Origin of the sequence: Roseovarius sp. MMSF_3359, assembly GCF_030733385.1 — a bacterium.
Taxonomy (GTDB): Bacteria; Pseudomonadota; Alphaproteobacteria; order Rhodobacterales; family Rhodobacteraceae; genus Roseovarius.
This window is the reverse complement of sequence record NZ_JASHJC010000007.1, coordinates 96142-112090: the sequence shown is the minus strand read 5'-3', so window position 1 is coordinate 112090 and position 15949 is coordinate 96142. Positions and strand designations below refer to the sequence as shown.

Here is a 15949-nt window from a genome sequence, read left to right as displayed (position 1 = left end):
GGCAAATAGAAGGGCGACTGATTTTGACCGCTGCGGACGCCTCCGCGGCCCCAAATGCAATGAGAAGGACGAACATGCAGGTCACCGAAACCCTGAACGAAGGTCTCAAGCGAGGCTACAAGATGGTCCTGTCGGCCAAGGAGCTGGACGACAAGGTAATGGAGAAGCTGAAGGAAGCGCAGCCCGATGTGGAGCTGAAGGGCTTCCGCAAGGGCAAGGTGCCGCTGGCGCTTCTGAAGAAGAATTTTGGCCAGCGTGTCATGGGCGAAGCTATGCAGGAAACTGTTGATGGCGCCATGTCCAAGCATTTCGAGGAGAAGGGTGAACGCCCCGCTGCCGAGCCGGACGTCAAGATGACGAACCAGGAATGGAAAGAGGGCGACGACGTCGAGATCGAGATGACCTACGAGGCGCTGCCGGAAATCCCGGAAGTGGACCTCAAGTCGATCAAGCTGGAGCGTCTCGTGGCCAAGGCCGATGACAAGGCCGTGGAAGAGGCCCTTGGTAACCTGGCCGAAAGCGCGCAGGACTTCAAGGATCGCAAGAAGGGCTCCAAAGCCAAGGATGGCGATCAGATCGTGATGGATTTCGCCGGTAAGGTCGATGGAGAACTGTTCGACGGCGGCAGTGCCGAGGATTATCCCCTCGTCCTGGGGTCGAACAGCTTCATCCCCGGTTTCGAAGAGCAATTGGTGGGTGTGAAGGCCGAGGAGGAGAAATCCGTGACGGTCAGTTTCCCCGAGGATTACCAGGCCGAGCATCTGGCCGGTAAGGAAGCCGTGTTCGATTGCACCATCAAGGCGGTCAAGGCACCGGCCCCGGCGGAGATTAACGACGAGCTGGCGCAGAAGTTCGGTGCTGAGGACCTCGACGGTCTCAAGACCCAGATCCGCGAGCGCCTGGAAGAGGAATATGCCGGGGCGTCCCGCGCGATCCTCAAGCGCAAGCTGCTGGACGAGCTCGACAAGAAGGTGAGCTTCGAGCTGCCGCCGAGCATGGTCGACATCGAATCCAAGCAGATCGCGCATCAGCTTTGGCATGATGAGAACCCCGACGTTCAAGGTCACGATCACCCCGAGATCGAACCCACCGACGAGCACAAGACCCTGGCCGAGCGCCGCGTGCGCCTAGGCCTGCTTCTGGCCGAACTGGGTCAGAAGGCCGAAGTTGAGGTCACCGATGCCGAGATGACGCAGGCGGTCATGACGCAGGCGCGGCAGTACCCGGGCCAGGAGCGCGAGTTCTTCGAGTTTGTGCAAAACAACCCGCAGATGCGCCAACAGCTCCGCGCGCCGATCTTCGAGGAAAAGGTCGTGGATTACGTGGTCGAGCTGGCGAAGGTGACCGAGAAGGAAATCACCAAGGCCAAGCTGGAAAAAGAGATCGAGGCGCTGGAAGACGCCTGAACCGGCACCAGCGACGGAAACAAGTGAAGGGCCGCGCGGGAGAGCGGCCCTTCGTTCATTCTAGCGCGGGATCTGTGTTGAATACTGCAATCACCCCGCCTGCGTCCGCCCCTGGGGGTTTAGGCGTTGCAGGCGCGCGTCGAATGAAACTTGTCAAAGAGGACCCGTTGCAGGGCAAGCGCCGCGCCGCGTTCCGATTCGGTTTGGGCGGCGTTGATCTGCTCCTGGCAGTAGCCGTTGAGGTCGATCAACTGGGTTGAACTGTCGGCGGGCTGCACTTCGGATTGGTAGTTGGCGGCGGCAAGGATCTCATCCTCGGCGACGAAGACGTCATGCTTGATATTCGCGAAGGCCCGGATCCGGCTGATCCGCTCTTCGGTGCAGTCGAGCAGGGCCGCAAGTGCGGGGACCTTGCCCATATCCGTCTGTTTGCCGACATATCCGTAGGGTGTGTTGCCCGACCGTTTCAGGATGCGGTCCATCAGCGGGTCGATCACTGTCACGATGTCGGTGACCCCGGCGTTCCGTGCGGCCTCCAGCGAGGCAATCATCAACTCGCAGGTGGCGTAGGACACGGAGTTCTGCCCCTTGCCGCGCCCAAGCCGCTTGGTGTCGACGCAAAACCGGGTGGATTCCCACAAGGTCGGGCTGCGCAGCGGCGGCTCCCCGCCGAGGATGGCCGAAAACACGTCGGACAACATATGTGGGCCGGTCGTCTGTAGTGCCCGGACACAGGACACGACCCGCCCTTCATGGTCCAAACCCACCGCGTACGAGGGGTCCATGTCATCGAAACTGTCACGCTCCATCCCATCCTTGATCGTGACGTCCCATCCCATACGATCCCCAAAGACGCGTGCGCGAAGTTCGAACATCTCCTTCATAATATTGGGAAATTTGTGCCGATTGAGTGCATCTATAACCAGGATCATCGTGTTACCTCGTGAGTGGTGGTTTAGTCACTTACGAGGTTAAAAATGTATGAACAGCTAATCTATTGGGGAAATCCCGTAGCCCGGTGTCAGGTGACGTCAGGTAATGATGAGCTTAGCCCGGATAGACGATGCCAAGGGCGATGGCCCGACCCACGGCTTGTGTCGTTGTCAGGGCCTGCAGCTTTTGCCGGGACGACCGCAGGTGAACCTCGACCGTGCGATGCGAAATCGACAGGATATCGCCAATGTCCTGCTGCGACTTTCCTGCCGCCGTCCATTGCAGGATTTCAACCTCTCGGGTCGACAGTTGCGGTGCCGACAGGGCACGCATCAACGGATGCGACTGCATGACCAAGTCGTGCACGTTGGCGGCGACCTGTTGCAGATCGGAAATCACGTGCTGCCTGAGCTTGCGCCATTCGACTGGTTTCAGATCGCTGGTAACGCTGAGCCCACCAATGTCGCCGAATGGGCCACGCACCGGGATGGTCAGGCCCGTATCGGTGATGCCGAAATCGTGGGCGTCGCGAAACACGGCCCGGAAGTTCTCGTTATGCTCAAGTCGGGACCAATCGACCGGCGCCACACTGCGACGGGCTTCGTTCAATGTCGGGTCGATCCGATAGAGGCCCTGCTGCGCGTAGTGCTGCGTCCAGTCCTCATCATAGGTGACATGGCCGTGCAACGTACCGCTCATCGGGTTGAAACCGGCATAGGCCACGTGGTCCAACCCGAATTTTTCGCGCATTTTTAGCAAGAGGTCTTTGAAAGGGTCCTCGCGCTCCGGGACAAAACTGAGGTCGAAATGATCCATCAGGTCCGTGTTTACCACTTGGGCCGTGCTCCCCTCAGTTGCCCTCGGGGCCACCGGCCGTGTCGAGAGATTGCAGGAATGAACTCATCGCCATTTTTTGCGCGGGTGGTAACCGGTTGAAAATCTTTATCATTTCCGAGGTTTCGGGTAATGATGGATCGTCATGGTTGGCCTGCACCTTGTCTTCTTCGAAACCTGGCAGCTCCAGGTCTTCGAAAAAATAGGTGATCGGCACCTTCAGGGTTTCAGCAATTTTCCACAAGCGTGATGCCGCAACGCGGTTCACCCCGGTTTCATATTTCTGCACCTGTTGAAATTTGACGCCGACACGTTCGGCCAATTCAGTCTGCGACAGGCCAAGCGATTTGCGACGTTGTCTGATACGCTGACCAACAGAAGTGTCAATTCCGTTCATATCCCCAGTTATCCTTCCTACTCACGGCGACACGATCCATTCACGCGGATTTTCTGTGCCGATTACCGTTATGGTAGAAAGTTAACATGGTCGCGTCAAAGTTGTCGACCCGCAGTTGAAAATTTTGCAGCGGTTGAAAGGGCAGGGCCGTCGTATCGGGCGTGGGCAGAAAAAAACCGCGCGGGAGGTTATCCCGCGCGGTCGTTTGCCAAGCGATCAGCCAGTGGTGATCAGCTATCTTCTTCTGTTTCTTCCGCCTCGGGAAGAACATCCTCGACGGTCTCGGCCAGCTCTTCATCATCAGATGCAGCAGCGCCAATATCGTCAAAAAGCTCAGCGATTTCGAAATCTGCGGCTTCTTCTTCCTCGGCGGCGGCTTCCTGAATGGTCTTGCCGGAGGCTTGAAGTTCGGCTTCTTCCGGCGAACGGGCGACGTTCAGGGTGATGGTCGCGTCGACCTCGGGGTGAAGGGTCACCTCAAGCTCGTGCAGGCCCAGTTCCTTGATTGGCTGACGGATCACGATCTGTTTACGATCCAGCGAGAAGCCTTCGTCGGTGGCAACGGTTGCCGCGTCGCGCGTGCTGACCGAGCCATAGAGGCTGCCACCATCGGACGCCTGACGAATCACGATGAACTGTTGGCCATCGAGACGGCCAGCCAGTTCCTCGGCTTCTTTCTTGCTTTCGAGGTTGCGCGCTTCGAGTTGGGCTTTCTGCCCCTCGAAGGCGGCGATGTTTTCCTTCGACGCGGTCAGCGCCTTGCCTTGAAGCAGAAGGTAGTTGCGCGCATAGCCCGGTTTGACGTCAACGACATCGCCCATCTGGCCGAGTTTGGCCACGCGTTCCAGCAGGATAACTTGCATGTCGCTCTCTCCTTACTTCACGGCGTAGGGCAGCAGCGCCAGGAAGCGGGCACGTTTGATGGCGCGGGCCAGTTCACGTTGCTTCTTGGCCGATACGGCGGTGATACGTGAGGGCACGATCTTGCCACGCTCAGAGATGTAGCGTTGCAGCAGGCGCGTGTCCTTGTAGTCGATCTTGGGTGCATTGTCGCCCGAGAAGGGGCAGACCTTGCGGCGGCGGAAAAATGGTTTTGCAGCCATGGGTTATCGTCCTTTCTTCAAGCGTTGATCAGCGGCGTTCGCGGCGGTCGCCACGTTCTTCGCGTTTCTGCATCTGGACCGAGGGGCCTTCCTCGTGCGCGTCGACCTTGATGGTCAGGACGCGCATCACGTCATCATGCAGGCGCATCAGGCGTTCCATTTCCTGGATCGCGTCCGCCGGAGCGTCGGTCTTCAGGAAGGCATAATGGCCCTTGCGGTTCTTGTTGATCTTGTATGCCATTGTCTTGACACCCCAATACTCGTTCTCAACGAGTTTGCCGCCATTGTCGGACAGCACGGTGCCAAAATGTTCGATCAGCCCTTCGGCCTGCGCGTTGGAAAGGTCCTGACGCGCGATCATTACATGCTCATAAAGCGGCATGTTCACTCCACTTCTATCAAGGCGCATTTCAAAGGCGGGCATTTAAATCCAATCGCTGCCCGTCCACGAGAGACTGCGCGGTTCAGTATTCCTATGCGAAAGGATGGGCGCGTATACGACGCTTTACCCTTATGCGCAAGGCCGAAGAGCCGCGGCGGTGAGATGCAGAGAATTGTCCATATCATGCCGCATTCTTGTCCCTTTTGGTGCCGAAAATGACCGAGACCAGAATGGTGAGGACCCGGATCATGGTAGCATTACCCGACACGCATATGCCGAAGACGCCGATCAAGCGCGCCGGCAAACCCGTTCTTATCGAAGAAACCAGCAGCGCCCCGCCGTTGAAGCGCGCGCTTCTTTCGGGGCTGGGCGTGGCGTCGATGATCGCGGCACTGGGTGTCTGGATCGTGCCGGTCGATGACGGCGACACGGCGATGCAGTTGGTCAAGCTGGTCTTTTCCGTCTCGATGCTGGGTCTGGGCATGCTCTTTATCAGCGCGCTCGACAGCCGTTACGCGCAACCGGAAATTCACCTTGATCCCAAGGCACGGCACCTGCGGATTGTCGAGTTTGACAAGAAAGGCATGGCGCATGTGGCAGGGGACTACAACCTGGACGAGTTGGCGGATATCACGCTGAAGGATTGCCATTTGACGGCGCGAGATACCAATGGCGATCAGATCGTTTCTGTGCCGGTGCGCAACGCGGCGGCGGAACAGGCCATTCGCGAGGCCCTGGGCCAGGTGGCATAGTCATCGGCGACTGTTCGCTTATCCACACGAAGTGTTGAATAACAAGCAGTTGCCTTGCGCCCCATCCACGCCAATTCTCTTACCATTGAAATTTCGACGACCCTCAATGGAGAGACAGATGAAACCCATCCTTTTTGCAGCTGCCCTGGCCCTGGGTGCGACGAGCGCCTTTGCGGCACCTGAAAAGTATACATTGGACCCCAGCCATAGCCAGGTTGTGTTTTCCTATAACCACCTGGGATATTCCACGACTTACGGCATGTTTTCCGGCTTCGAAGGTGAAATCATGTTCGATCAGGACGATCCGGCCAATTCCAGCGTGAATGTGTCGATGCCGGTGATGTCGATGTTCACCGGGTGGGAGAAGCGCGAGGCGCATTTCTTTTCCGATGATTTCTTTGGCGCCGCCGAGGGAGACCTGGTGACATTCACGTCGACCGGGATCGAAGTCACCGGCGACAACACCGCAAAGATCACTGGCGATCTGACCATGAACGGGATGACAAAGTCAGTGGTTCTGGACGCCAAGCTGAACCAGACCATGGGCCACCCGATGAAAGAGGGGCAGCCCTGGGCGGGTTTTGACGCCACGACAACGCTCAAACGGTCCGATTTCGGCGTCGGCAAATTTGCCCCCCATGTAAGCGACGAGGTCGAAGTCATGATTTCGATCGAGGCCGGACTGGCGCAGTAACGACAACGCACCACTCATCGGTAATGGGCCGCCTGCGGGGATGCAGGTGGCCCTTTTTCGTTTCGGCGCTGCGTAGTAGGGGCGGCTGACCCGGAGCCTTTGCGCACCCGGACACGCCCTGACCCGGACCCAATTCTTTACTGTTGGTTAATTCCGGGGCCTCGGCACATACCATTCCATAGCGAATTGGCGGCAGGTTGACCGCGACGTCACACAGGCGGCGTCTGGCTGGCAGTGGGGAACCTACAGGGCAACGCCCGTGTTTCGGTTCGGATTTCCCACTGAGATGCGGAGGGGCAAAGCATCGCAACCCATAAGGCAATGAGAACGTATGACGTTGATAACTCTCGATGAGGCGCCAACAGGGCTCAGTACCTCGATCACGTCGCTTGAGCGGCAGCTCAACGACATGAGAGCCGATCTGGAGCTTCTCCAGGAAAAGATACGTGCTGGTGACCTGGACGAGTTGAAGAACTCGACCCGGGCGATTTCGGACATCCGGCAATGGTTGAAAATAGCAATTGAAGCGGAGGCTAACCTCAATGAACGAAACAAGCGCGACAAGGGCATCGTCCACGACTACGCCCTCGATTTCGATACGGCCCGAGCTTCTATCGGGTGCCGCCTGGATCGTCTCAGAAGGGCCAGATGCCCAGGAAGAGTTTCTCGACAGTCTGGATGACGGAGAACTTCTGGCGCTTCCGTTTTTGTTTGAGTTCTGGGCGATGGACCACCAACTGCCGCCCGAAGGAGACTGGCGGAGTTGGGTCATCATGGGCGGGCGCGGTGCGGGCAAGACGCGCGCCGGTGCCGAATGGGTCCGCACACAGATGGAAGGGGCGCGGCCGCTCGATCCGGGTCCGTGCCGGCGCATGGCGCTGGTGGGTGAGACGATCGACCAGGTGCGCGAGGTCATGATCTTTGGCGAAAGTGGCATCCTGGCCTGTTCGCCGCCCGATCGTCGCCCGGTCTGGCAGGCGACGCGCAAGCGGCTCTTGTGGCCCAACGGTGCGACGGCGCAGGCGTTTTCTGCCCATGACCCCGAGGGCCTGCGTGGCCCGCAATTCGACAGTGCCTGGGTCGATGAGATGGCCAAGTGGAAAAAGGCGCGCGAGACCTGGGACATGTTGCAGTTTGCCCTGCGGCTCGGGGACGATCCACGTGTTTGCGTGACCACGACGCCGCGCAATGTGGGTGTCCTCAAGGAGCTTCTGGCGACAGATACGACCGTTGTGACCAGCGCACCGACCGAGGCCAACCGCGCGTTTCTGGCCGATAGTTTCCTCGATGAAGTGCGGGCGCGGTATGCCGGTACGCGCCTCGGCCGTCAGGAGTTGGACGGTGTGTTGGTGGATGAGGCGGAGGGCGCACTCTGGACCTCGAACCTGATCGAGAAGATCCAGATCACCGAAACCCCCGACATGGACCGGATCGTTGTGGCCGTCGATCCGCCGGTCAGTGGCAAGAGCACATCGGATGAATGCGGGATTGTCGTGGTGGGCGCCAAGACCCAGGGCCCGGTGCAGGATTGGCGGGCCTATGTGCTGGCCGATTGCAGCATCGGGGCGGCGAGCCCCAATAGTTGGGCCAATGCGGCAATCAACGCGATGGTCGAATATGGCGCCGACAGGTTGGTGGCCGAGGTCAATCAGGGGGGAGACCTGGTGTCATCGGTGATCCGGCAGGTGGATCCGATGGTTCCGATCAAGACGGTCCATGCCAGCCGCGGCAAGGTGGCTCGGGCCGAGCCGGTGGCCGCATTGTACGAGCAGGGCCGGATACAGCACCTCAAGGGGTTGGCCGATCTGGAAGACCAGATGTGCGCAATGACGGCCCAGGGGTATGAAGGCAAGGGCAGTCCCGACCGGGTTGATGCGCTTGTCTGGGCGCTCACCGAGCTGATGATCGAACCGGCGGCCAAATGGCGGCGCCCACAGGTGCGCGCGGTTTAGCGCACCGGCTCACGGAACAGGCGAAAGGGCTCTTCGGAGCCCTTTTTCGTGTTGAGATATTCCGGCTGGCTCGCTGCCCGGCACATAGGATTTGAAAATGGCGTTGCCACGCTGTGGCAGTCAATCGAGCTCGACGCCGTATTTTTCGGCGATACGAGCAATTGTGCCATCGGTGCGCATCGTCTCGACAGCGGCACGATAGGCCTCCGCGATGTCTGGCGACAGGTCCGGACTTGAGGCGATGAACGCAGTTAATTCATGCACTGGTTGTCCGACCGCAAGGGTCACACCGGTTTGGTTTTGCGCTACGTATTTCCGGGCAATGGGTTCGCTGGTGAGCCAGGCATCCACGCGCCCGTGCGTCAACATCAAAAACGCGGTTTCCGAACTGCTGACGCGGAAGAGATTGTCGAACCCACGACTGGTCAGAAAGATGTCGGCGACACCCGATTGTGGAACGGCAATCGAATGTAATTTGCGTGCCTGATCCAGTGTTTCGATGGGCGTGTCGCGAGAGACAAATTCGAAGAATTGGGTGCCAATGCGCGCGAGCCACAGGAACTGATTTTCCCGTTCAGGTGTGCGCAAAAGACTGGGAAAGATGATGCTGCCTTCGCTTTGCATGATGGCCAGGCCGCGCCGCAGGGGATAGAACGCAACATCAATCTCGCGGCTGGCGCGTTCCGCGGCAACCTGCAGAATTTCGATGGCATAGCCGGGTCGTGCCTGGTTTCCTTCGATCATGATCGGCGGGAAGTTGGCGGCGACGACGCGGTCTTGTTTGTTCGGATCGCCGAAAGCTGGTTGAGAAATCAGGGCGACGCAGAACAGCGCAGCAAGCCGAAGCATTGTATGGCGTCCGCTTGGGGCCTTGGGCTGCGGCATGTCTCGAAATTCCAATCAATCAATGCATGTAATTCAACCAGCTATTCGCTGGATAAGCAATTGCCAAAGCGTTCCGAGCCTTTGGCGTAGGCGTCATTTGGCCACGATTTTCGGGCCTCCGGTGCCGGCGCGCGGTCTGGTTCACTTTCCTTAAACCTTTGTGGGTCTGATGCGCATCAGACGGGCAGCCCCTGATCTGCGGCATCAGACAGCACGAGATAATACTCAAGGAGCATCACAGGATGATAATGGACTTCTTTCGTCAAAAAGGAGCGGCAGAGGTGCCCGAGCAGAAGGCCAGCGCCACCGGGTCGGTGATGGCGTGGCACGGGGCGGGGCGCGTAGCCTGGAGCCCGCGGGACACGGTGACCCTGACCCGGACGGGGTTCAGTGGCAATCCTGTCGGCTTTCGCTGCGTCAAGATGATCGCCGAGGCCGCTGCCAGCCTGCCGCTGGTGCTGCAGGATGCCACGCAGCGATATGCGGAACATCCTGTCCTTGGCCTCATCAAGAGCCCGAACCCCGTGCAGGGGCGTGCGGAGCTTTTTGAGGCGCTTTTTGGTCAGCTTTTGCTGACCGGAAATGCCTATGTCGAAGCGGTTGGTGGCGACGCGGGCGTGCCGTTGGAGCTTCATATTTTGCGCTCGGATCGGATGAGCGTGGTGCCGGGTGCCGATGGCTGGCCCGTTGCGTTCGAGTACGCGGTGGGTGGGCGCAAGCACCGGTTTGACGTGGCCGAGGGCCATCCGGCGATCTGCCACATGAAGAGTTTCCACCCGCAGGATGACCATTACGGTTTGTCGCCTTTGCAAGCGGCGGCGCAGGCGGTGGATGTCCATAATTCCGCTTCCCGCTGGTCCAAGGCGCTTCTGGACAATGCGGCGCGGCCCTCGGGCGCGATCGTTTATCGCGGGGCCGAAGGGCAGGGCAGCCTGAGCACGGATCAGTATGACCGGTTGGTTAGTGAGATGGAGAGCCATCATCAGGGTGCGCGCAATGCTGGCCGTCCGATGTTGCTTGAAGGCGGGCTCGACTGGAAACCGATGGGCTTTTCCCCCTCGGACATGGAATTCCAGCAGACCAAGGAAAGTGCCGCGCGCGAGATCGCGCTGGCCTTCGGTGTGCCGCCCATGCTCTTGGGGATTCCGGGCGATGCGACCTATTCGAATTACCAGGAGGCCAACCGGGCATTCTACCGCCTGACGGTCCTGCCGTTGGCATCGCGGGTGGCGGCAAGCGTGGCAGATTGGCTGTCAGGTTTCACCGCCGAGACGTTGGAGCTGAAACCCGATCTGGATCAGGTGCCGGCGCTCTCGGCGGAGCGCGATGCCCAGTGGAGCCGCGTGGCCCAGGCGGATTTCCTGACCACGGAAGAAAAGCGCAGCCTTCTGGGCTTGCCGGCTTTGACGCCGGAGGACGCGGAGGATGGCTGATGCGCCCGACAGGTACGGGTTTGAAGCGTTCGACTGCGCGCCGGCGCTGCGGTTGGAGGCGACGGAACGGCTGACGGAATTGCAGTTCAATGTTCAGCGCGAACGGATCGTCCGGCTCGAAGAGATGGTGGAGCGGTTGGAAAAACGGTTGTGGCTGGCGGTTTACGGCGTGGTGGCCGCGATCCTGGCGCAGGCCTTCCAGCCTTTGCTGGCAGTGTTGCCCTGACGGGCATGGGTGAGAAAGAGAAGGATGTTGTAATGCAAGTGGAAAGCGGACTGGAATGCAAATTCGCCCGTTTCGATGATGACGCATTGAGCGTGACCGGCGACAGCGTGATCGAAGGCTATGCCAGCTATTTCGGTGATCCGGACCAGGGCGGCGATATCGTGACGAAGGGCGCCTATGCGGCGTCCCTGAAGCGGCTCGCGGCGGAGAGGCGGCAAGTCAAGATGCTGTGGCAGCACGACCCGGCGCAACCCATCGGGATCTGGGACGAAGTGCGGGAGGATGCGCGCGGCCTTTACGTCAAGGGCCGGCTTCTTGAAAGCGTGGCGCGTGCCCGCGAGGCGGCGGCGCTGATCGAAGCGGGGGCGATTGACGGGCTTTCCATCGGGTACCGGACCGTGAAGGCCACGAAGAACGACAAGGGCCAGCGGCTCTTGACGGAACTGGAGCTGTGGGAGGTGTCGTTGGTGACGTTTCCGATGTTGCCCAGTGCGCGCGTGGGAGCCAAGGGCACCAGCCCGACGGACGACACGTTGCGCGAATTGGCGGCGGCCTTTGAGGACGCGCGTCAGGAGATGGCGCGCATGACCTAACGCGCCGGGACCATAACCTCAGACAAACAGGATCAAGCGATGAGCAAAACCGAGGAGAATTCTCGGACCGGGGAAGATGTGTCTCCGGTGGCCGAGATGAAGACCGCAGTTGCGGGTTTCATGAATGACTTCAAGGGCTTTCGGGCCGACATCACCCAACGACTTCAACAGCAAGAAGAGAAACTGACCATGTATGAACGCAAATCCCTGGCGCCGCAGCGCCCGCACCTGTCGGCCACGTCCGAGGCCGAGGCCCCGCATCAGAAGGCGTTCAATGCCTATCTGCGCAGCGGTGACGATGACGGCCTGCGCGGGCTGGAGCTGGAAGGCAAGGCGTTGAACACGGCGATTGCCGGTGATGGCGGATACCTGGTTGATCCGCAGACCGCGGAGGCGATCAAATCGACACTGAGTTCGACCGCGTCGATCCGGGCGATTGCCAATGTCGTGGGGGTTGAGGCCACCAGCTATGACGTGCTGATCGATCATAGCGATGTGGGTCACGGTTGGGCCACCGAAGCAGGTCCGACAACTGAGACCGGCACACCGGTGATCGACCGTATCACCATCCCGCTGCACGAGTTGAGCGCGCTGCCCAAGGCGTCGCAACGCCTGCTGGACGACAGCGCCTTTGACATCGAAGGCTGGCTGGCTGGTCGCATCGCCGACAAATTCGCTCGCGCCGAAGCGGCCGCCTTTGTCAATGGCGACGGCACAGACAAACCGACCGGGTTCCTGACGCACCCGGCAGTCGACAATGACAGCTGGGCCTGGGACAGCCTGGGGTATGTGGCCACCGGTGCCGATGGCGACATTCCCGGACCCGACCCGATCGTCGACCTGGTCTATGCGCTGGGGGCGGAATACCGGGCCAATGCGACCTTCGTGATGAACTCCAAAACCGCCGGTGTCATCCGCAAGCTCAAGGATGCCGATGGCCGCTTCCTGTGGTCCGACGGTCTGGCTGCCGGAGAGCCAGCGCGCCTGATGGGCTACCCGGTGCTGATCGCCGAGGACATGCCAGATGTGGCGAGCGACGCTTATGCCATTGCATTCGGCGACTTTGCGGCGGGCTATACCGTGGCCGAGCGTCCGGACCTGCGCGTGCTGCGCGATCCGTTCAGCGCCAAGCCGCACGTGTTGTTCTATGCCACCAAGCGCGTGGGCGGGGACGTGAGCGACTTTGCCGCGATCAAACTGCTGAAATTCGCCACCTCGTAAGTGGGGGCGAAAGGGTCGGGGGCCATGTGCTCCCGCCCCGGGGCGCGCGTTGTCGTGTTTTTTCTAGCGTTGTCCAGCTTCTCCCCTCCGTTCGAGCAACGCGGGACAGCGCGCGCCTGAAAATCAGGAGGGTGTGGATATTCTTGGAGGTATTCCATGATGTTAATCGAAGAAACTGCGGTACCCCCGGCCGCTTTGCCACTGGCAGAATTCAAGACGCACCTGCGGCTGGGAACCGGGTTTACGGACGATGATATTCAAGATGCCCTCCTGGAGAGCTTTTTGCGGGCGGCGGTGTCCGCCATCGAAGCGCGAACAGGCAAGATCCTGATCGAGCGGTCCTTTTCCTGGACTTTGACCCTGTGGCGCGATGTCGATGGGCAGACGCTGCCGGTCGCGCCGATCAGGGCGATCACCAGCCTGACTTTGCGCAACCGCGCGGACGAGGAAGAGGTCGTTGATCCGGGACACTATCGCCTGGAGCCCGACACCCAAAGACCGGTGATCCGCCCGTCCGGGGCCGTTTTGCCGGCGATCCCGCTTGGTGGAACAGCCGAAATCGGGTTTGTCGCCGGGATGGCTGCCGATTGGGCCGGTCTGCCCGCAGATCTGGGGCAGGCGGTCTTGCTGCTGGCCACGCATTACTACGAGAACCGGAACGAGACCGCATTAGGCGGCGGGTGCATGCCTTTTGGTGTCACCAGCCTGATCGAGCGATACCGCATCGTGCGTCTCTTCGGGGGAGGCGCCACCCGATGAAACCGATCAACCTCAACCGCCGCATGACATTGGAAAGGCCCGTCCGGGTGCCCGATGGCGCGGGTGGATACACCGAAAGCTGGACCGAACTCGGCGTGCTTTGGGTCGATCTGCGGGCGCGCAGCGGTCGGGCAACCAGCGGCGAAGAGACCAGCCTTTCGCGGACCGGCTTCCGTATCCTCGTACGTGCCGCGCCTTTCGGATCTCCGTCCCGGCCTTCGCCGGAACAGCGGTTTCGCGATGGCGCCCGGGTTTTCCGGATCCGATCGGTGGCCGAATATGATCAAAGCGGCAGGCATCTTGTCTGTCTTGCGGATGAGGAGGTCGTTGCATGAGCTATGCAGCCGCTGCGGCGCTTCAGCATGCCGTTTTTCAGAAACTATCGGGCGACACGACACTCTCGGCACTGGTGAGCGGGGCAATCTATGATGTGCTGCCCTCCGGAACCTTGCCTGCGACCTACGTGACGCTTGGCCCCGAAGATGCACGCGACCGGTCCGACAAATCGGGCGGGGGCGCATGGCACCGTTTCACCGTGTCGATCATCACGGAAAGCGAAGGCTTTTACACCGCGAAACAGGTGGCCGCGGCGATCAATGACGCGCTTGTGGGGGCCGACCTGGCATTGTCACGGGGCCGCCTCGCGGGCCTGTATTTCAACCGGGCGCGGGCGCGCCGGGAAGGCACCGGCAATCTGCGCCGGATCGACCTGACGTTCCGCGCCCGCGTGGATGACACCCCCTAAAACTTCATAACTTTCGGAGACGACAACATGGCAGTTCAAAATGGCAAGGACCTGCTGGTCAAGATCGACCTGACCGGCAGCGGTGATTTTCAGACGGTGGCGGGGCTGCGCGCCACGCGGATCAGCTTAAATGCGGAAAGTGTCGATGTGACCAGCCTTGAGAGTGCTGGTGGCTGGCGCGAGTTGCTGGGTGGTGCAGGTGTCAAATCCGCCTCGATCAGCGGCTCGGGGATTTTCCGCGACGAGGCCAGCGACGAGCGCGCACGGCAGATCTTTTTTGCCGGTGAAACCCCGGCGTTTCAGGTCGTGATCCCCGATTTCGGCATCATTGAGGGACCGTTCCAGGTGACCGCCATCGAATATGCGGGGAGCCATGATGGCGAGGCGACCTATGAGCTGTCGCTGGCCTCGGCGGGGCTGCTGACTTTCACGGCGGCATAAGCCATGGCGAACCCCTGGGCAGGTGAGGTGGCGCTGGTCATTGATGGCGAACGGCAGGTGCTCAAGCTCACGCTGGGGGCGTTGGCCGAGCTTGAGGCGGGTCTGGAGACCGGGACATTGGTCGAAATGGTCGAGCGGTTCGAAGGCGGGGCCTTTTCCACCCGTGACGTGCTGGCGCTGATCGTGGCGGGACTGCGCGGGGGCGGGTGGCAAGGGCGACCGGCCGACCTGATCTCGGCAGAGATCGAAGGCGGGCCGATGGGCGCGGCGAAGGCGGCGGCGGAGCTTCTGGCGCGGGCTTTTGCGCTGCCCGAGCGGTCATGAGTGGCGTGGACTGGCCTGCGTTGATGGAGGCGGGGGTGCGCGGGCTGGGCCTGCGACCCGCGGAATTCTGGACGCTGACGCCAGCCGAGCTGAGCCTGATGTTGGGGCGTGACGGTGGTGGTGCCGCGCCTTTGGCGCGCGAGCGGCTCGATGAGCTTTTGCGCGCCTATCCGGACAAGAATGGAGTGATGGACGATGGGTGATTTGGACCGAATGGAAGAGCTGGACGAGCAGATCGACCAACTTGATCAATCCCTGGGGCAGGCCAGCAGTATGGCCTCGGCCTTCAACTCGGAACTGGAAAGGGTAAAGAGCACTTTCTCCAGTGCGGGACAGGATGTGCTGGCGCTCGACCGGGGGATTAGCCGCGGTCTGCGCGGGGCGATAAAGGGCGCGGTTCTGGACGGTGACAGCCTCTCTGACAGCCTGCGCAGCCTAGCCACGACGATGGTCGATACCGCGTTCAATTCCGCGGTGCGTCCGGTGGCGGATCATGTGGGCGGGTTGCTCTCGGGTGGGGTCAACAACCTGATGGGCGGGCTCTTCCCCTTTGCCAATGGTGCGAGCTTTTCGCAAGGCCGGGTGCAGCCCTTTGCCAGCGGTGGCATCGTTGACGGTCCCGTGACCTTTCCGATGCGGGGCGGCACCGGGTTGATGGGCGAGGCGGGTCCCGAAGCGATCATGCCGCTTAGCCGTGGGGCCGATGGCAAGCTGGGCGTGCGCGGCGGGGGCGGTGGCAATGTCAGCGTGGTGATGAACATCCAGACGCCCGATGTGCAGGGTTTCCGCCGCAGCCAGGCGCAGATCGCGGCGCAGATGGGCCGCGTGATCGGTAACGGCAAACGCAATCGCTAGGACCAAGGGGAGAT

22 protein-coding genes are annotated in these 15949 nt (G+C 60.7%); 15 read left to right on the top strand and 7 right to left on the bottom strand.

Features of this window, described 5'->3' with window-relative positions; genetic code table 11:
* The first annotated feature begins 74 nt into the window (after positions 1-74).
* On the top strand, positions 75-1406 hold the full coding sequence (gene tig / locus RBB29_RS12015) for a trigger factor (protein WP_306115258.1): 1332 nt from the start codon (positions 75-77) through the stop codon (positions 1404-1406).
* 119 nt (positions 1407-1525) lie between these two features.
* Here the strand turns inward: tig and RBB29_RS12010 are convergent, their stop codons facing one another.
* The 6 genes from RBB29_RS12010 to rpsF all read right to left on the bottom strand — a co-directional run bounded on the left by RBB29_RS12010 (position 1526) and on the right by rpsF (position 5055).
* Positions 1526-2245: an acyl-homoserine-lactone synthase gene (locus RBB29_RS12010; protein ID WP_371931490.1), complete on the bottom strand. Its 720-nt coding sequence runs from the start codon at positions 2243-2245 to the stop codon at positions 1526-1528.
* Positions 2246-2453: 208 nt separating this feature from the next.
* Entirely contained in the window at positions 2454-3155 is a 702-nt protein-coding gene (locus RBB29_RS12005) for a LuxR family transcriptional regulator (protein WP_306115257.1), read from the bottom strand.
* Positions 3156-3189: 34 nt separating this feature from the next.
* A complete protein-coding gene (locus RBB29_RS12000) occupies positions 3190-3570 on the bottom strand; it encodes a helix-turn-helix domain-containing protein (protein WP_306115146.1) in 381 nt (126 codons plus the stop codon).
* 230 nt (positions 3571-3800) lie between these two features.
* Positions 3801-4433: a 50S ribosomal protein L9 gene (gene rplI, locus RBB29_RS11995; protein ID WP_306115145.1), complete on the bottom strand. Its 633-nt coding sequence runs from the start codon at positions 4431-4433 to the stop codon at positions 3801-3803.
* A gap of 12 nt (positions 4434-4445) precedes the next feature.
* Positions 4446-4673 carry a 30S ribosomal protein S18 gene (gene rpsR, locus RBB29_RS11990; protein WP_005982441.1) on the bottom strand — a complete coding sequence of 76 codons (228 nt, stop codon included), beginning with the start codon at positions 4671-4673 and terminating at the stop codon, positions 4446-4448.
* Positions 4674-4701: 28 nt separating this feature from the next.
* The gene (gene rpsF / locus RBB29_RS11985; protein WP_306115144.1) at positions 4702-5055 is read right to left on the bottom strand and encodes a 30S ribosomal protein S6; all 354 of its coding nucleotides are present in this window, start codon (positions 5053-5055) and stop codon (positions 4702-4704) included.
* Positions 5056-5303: 248 nt separating this feature from the next.
* On the opposite strand from rpsF, the gene RBB29_RS11980 reads away from it, so the two are divergent.
* The 3 genes from RBB29_RS11980 to RBB29_RS11970 all read left to right on the top strand — a co-directional run bounded on the left by RBB29_RS11980 (position 5304) and on the right by RBB29_RS11970 (position 8453).
* Complete coding sequence (locus tag RBB29_RS11980; RefSeq protein WP_306115143.1) at positions 5304-5807, top strand: hypothetical protein; 504 nt, start codon at positions 5304-5306, stop codon at positions 5805-5807.
* A 118-nt stretch (positions 5808-5925) separates the two neighbouring features.
* Positions 5926-6501 carry a YceI family protein gene (locus tag RBB29_RS11975; RefSeq protein ID WP_306115142.1) on the top strand — a complete coding sequence of 192 codons (576 nt, stop codon included), beginning with the start codon at positions 5926-5928 and terminating at the stop codon, positions 6499-6501.
* Between the two features lie 692 nt (positions 6502-7193).
* On the top strand, positions 7194-8453 hold the full coding sequence (locus tag RBB29_RS11970; RefSeq protein ID WP_306115256.1) for a DNA-packaging protein: 1260 nt from the start codon (positions 7194-7196) through the stop codon (positions 8451-8453).
* Positions 8454-8573: 120 nt separating this feature from the next.
* Here RBB29_RS11970 and RBB29_RS11965 read toward each other — a convergent pair whose 3' ends face one another.
* A complete protein-coding gene (locus RBB29_RS11965) occupies positions 8574-9338 on the bottom strand; it encodes an ABC transporter substrate-binding protein (RefSeq protein WP_306121155.1) in 765 nt (254 codons plus the stop codon).
* Between the two features lie 242 nt (positions 9339-9580).
* Between RBB29_RS11965 and RBB29_RS11960 the strand changes: the two genes are divergently transcribed.
* From RBB29_RS11960 to RBB29_RS11910, 11 genes are all read left to right on the top strand, one after another.
* The gene (locus RBB29_RS11960; RefSeq protein ID WP_306115140.1) at positions 9581-10771 is read left to right on the top strand and encodes a phage portal protein; all 1191 of its coding nucleotides are present in this window, start codon (positions 9581-9583) and stop codon (positions 10769-10771) included.
* Complete coding sequence (locus tag RBB29_RS11955; RefSeq protein WP_306115139.1) at positions 10764-10997, top strand: hypothetical protein; 234 nt, start codon at positions 10764-10766, stop codon at positions 10995-10997. Before RBB29_RS11960 ends, RBB29_RS11955 begins: the two co-directional genes overlap by 8 nt.
* A 32-nt stretch (positions 10998-11029) precedes the next feature.
* Positions 11030-11590, top strand: a complete 561-nt coding sequence (locus RBB29_RS11950) for an HK97 family phage prohead protease (protein ID WP_306115138.1) — start codon at positions 11030-11032, stop codon at positions 11588-11590.
* 39 nt (positions 11591-11629) lie between these two features.
* Complete coding sequence (locus RBB29_RS11945) at positions 11630-12811, top strand: phage major capsid protein (RefSeq protein WP_306115137.1); 1182 nt, start codon at positions 11630-11632, stop codon at positions 12809-12811.
* A 156-nt stretch (positions 12812-12967) separates the two neighbouring features.
* On the top strand, positions 12968-13570 hold the full coding sequence (locus RBB29_RS11940; RefSeq protein WP_306115136.1) for a head-tail connector protein: 603 nt from the start codon (positions 12968-12970) through the stop codon (positions 13568-13570).
* Positions 13567-13905, top strand: a complete 339-nt coding sequence (locus RBB29_RS11935) for a head-tail adaptor protein (protein WP_306115135.1) — start codon at positions 13567-13569, stop codon at positions 13903-13905. Before RBB29_RS11940 ends, RBB29_RS11935 begins: the two co-directional genes overlap by 4 nt.
* Positions 13902-14315, top strand: coding sequence for a DUF3168 domain-containing protein (locus tag RBB29_RS11930; protein ID WP_306115134.1), 414 nt, complete (start codon positions 13902-13904; stop codon positions 14313-14315). The genes RBB29_RS11935 and RBB29_RS11930 overlap by 4 nt, the downstream gene beginning before the upstream one ends.
* A gap of 27 nt (positions 14316-14342) precedes the next feature.
* On the top strand, positions 14343-14756 hold the full coding sequence (locus RBB29_RS11925) for a phage major tail protein, TP901-1 family (RefSeq protein ID WP_306115133.1): 414 nt from the start codon (positions 14343-14345) through the stop codon (positions 14754-14756).
* 3 nt (positions 14757-14759) lie between these two features.
* On the top strand, positions 14760-15080 hold the full coding sequence (locus RBB29_RS11920; protein ID WP_306115132.1) for a gene transfer agent family protein: 321 nt from the start codon (positions 14760-14762) through the stop codon (positions 15078-15080).
* Positions 15077-15283, top strand: coding sequence for a rcc01693 family protein (locus RBB29_RS11915; RefSeq protein ID WP_306115131.1), 207 nt, complete (start codon positions 15077-15079; stop codon positions 15281-15283). Before RBB29_RS11920 ends, RBB29_RS11915 begins: the two co-directional genes overlap by 4 nt.
* A complete protein-coding gene (locus tag RBB29_RS11910) occupies positions 15276-15935 on the top strand; it encodes a phage tail tape measure protein (RefSeq protein WP_306115130.1) in 660 nt (219 codons plus the stop codon). Before RBB29_RS11915 ends, RBB29_RS11910 begins: the two co-directional genes overlap by 8 nt.
* Positions 15936-15949 lie beyond the last annotated feature (14 nt).

Bases quoted from the DNA above. Each gene is read 5' to 3' on its own strand.
- RBB29_RS12010 (WP_371931490.1), bottom strand. From the start codon at position 2,245: ATGGGATGGGACGTCACGATCAAGGATGGGATGGAGCGTGACAGTTTC.
- RBB29_RS11930 (WP_306115134.1), top strand. From the start codon at position 13,902: ATGAGCTATGCAGCCGCTGCGGCGCTTCAGCATGCCGTTTTTCAGAAA.
- RBB29_RS11910 (WP_306115130.1), top strand. From the start codon at position 15,276: ATGGGTGATTTGGACCGAATGGAAGAGCTGGACGAGCAGATCGACCAA.
- RBB29_RS12005 (WP_306115257.1), bottom strand. From the start codon at position 3,155: ATGGATCATTTCGACCTCAGTTTTGTCCCGGAGCGCGAGGACCCTTTC.
- RBB29_RS11915 (WP_306115131.1), top strand. From the start codon at position 15,077: ATGAGTGGCGTGGACTGGCCTGCGTTGATGGAGGCGGGGGTGCGCGGG.
- RBB29_RS11920 (WP_306115132.1), top strand. From the start codon at position 14,760: ATGGCGAACCCCTGGGCAGGTGAGGTGGCGCTGGTCATTGATGGCGAA.
- RBB29_RS12000 (WP_306115146.1), bottom strand. From the start codon at position 3,570: ATGAACGGAATTGACACTTCTGTTGGTCAGCGTATCAGACAACGTCGC.
- rplI (WP_306115145.1), bottom strand. From the start codon at position 4,433: ATGCAAGTTATCCTGCTGGAACGCGTGGCCAAACTCGGCCAGATGGGC.
- RBB29_RS11940 (WP_306115136.1), top strand. From the start codon at position 12,968: ATGATGTTAATCGAAGAAACTGCGGTACCCCCGGCCGCTTTGCCACTG.
- RBB29_RS11935 (WP_306115135.1), top strand. From the start codon at position 13,567: ATGAAACCGATCAACCTCAACCGCCGCATGACATTGGAAAGGCCCGTC.
- RBB29_RS11975 (WP_306115142.1), top strand. From the start codon at position 5,926: ATGAAACCCATCCTTTTTGCAGCTGCCCTGGCCCTGGGTGCGACGAGC.
- RBB29_RS11945 (WP_306115137.1), top strand. From the start codon at position 11,630: ATGAGCAAAACCGAGGAGAATTCTCGGACCGGGGAAGATGTGTCTCCG.
- rpsR (WP_005982441.1), bottom strand. From the start codon at position 4,673: ATGGCTGCAAAACCATTTTTCCGCCGCCGCAAGGTCTGCCCCTTCTCG.
- RBB29_RS11980 (WP_306115143.1), top strand. From the start codon at position 5,304: ATGGTAGCATTACCCGACACGCATATGCCGAAGACGCCGATCAAGCGC.
- RBB29_RS11955 (WP_306115139.1), top strand. From the start codon at position 10,764: ATGGCTGATGCGCCCGACAGGTACGGGTTTGAAGCGTTCGACTGCGCG.
- RBB29_RS11965 (WP_306121155.1), bottom strand. From the start codon at position 9,338: ATGCCGCAGCCCAAGGCCCCAAGCGGACGCCATACAATGCTTCGGCTT.
- RBB29_RS11925 (WP_306115133.1), top strand. From the start codon at position 14,343: ATGGCAGTTCAAAATGGCAAGGACCTGCTGGTCAAGATCGACCTGACC.
- RBB29_RS11950 (WP_306115138.1), top strand. From the start codon at position 11,030: ATGCAAGTGGAAAGCGGACTGGAATGCAAATTCGCCCGTTTCGATGAT.
- RBB29_RS11960 (WP_306115140.1), top strand. From the start codon at position 9,581: ATGATAATGGACTTCTTTCGTCAAAAAGGAGCGGCAGAGGTGCCCGAG.
- rpsF (WP_306115144.1), bottom strand. From the start codon at position 5,055: ATGCCGCTTTATGAGCATGTAATGATCGCGCGTCAGGACCTTTCCAAC.
- tig (WP_306115258.1), top strand. From the start codon at position 75: ATGCAGGTCACCGAAACCCTGAACGAAGGTCTCAAGCGAGGCTACAAG.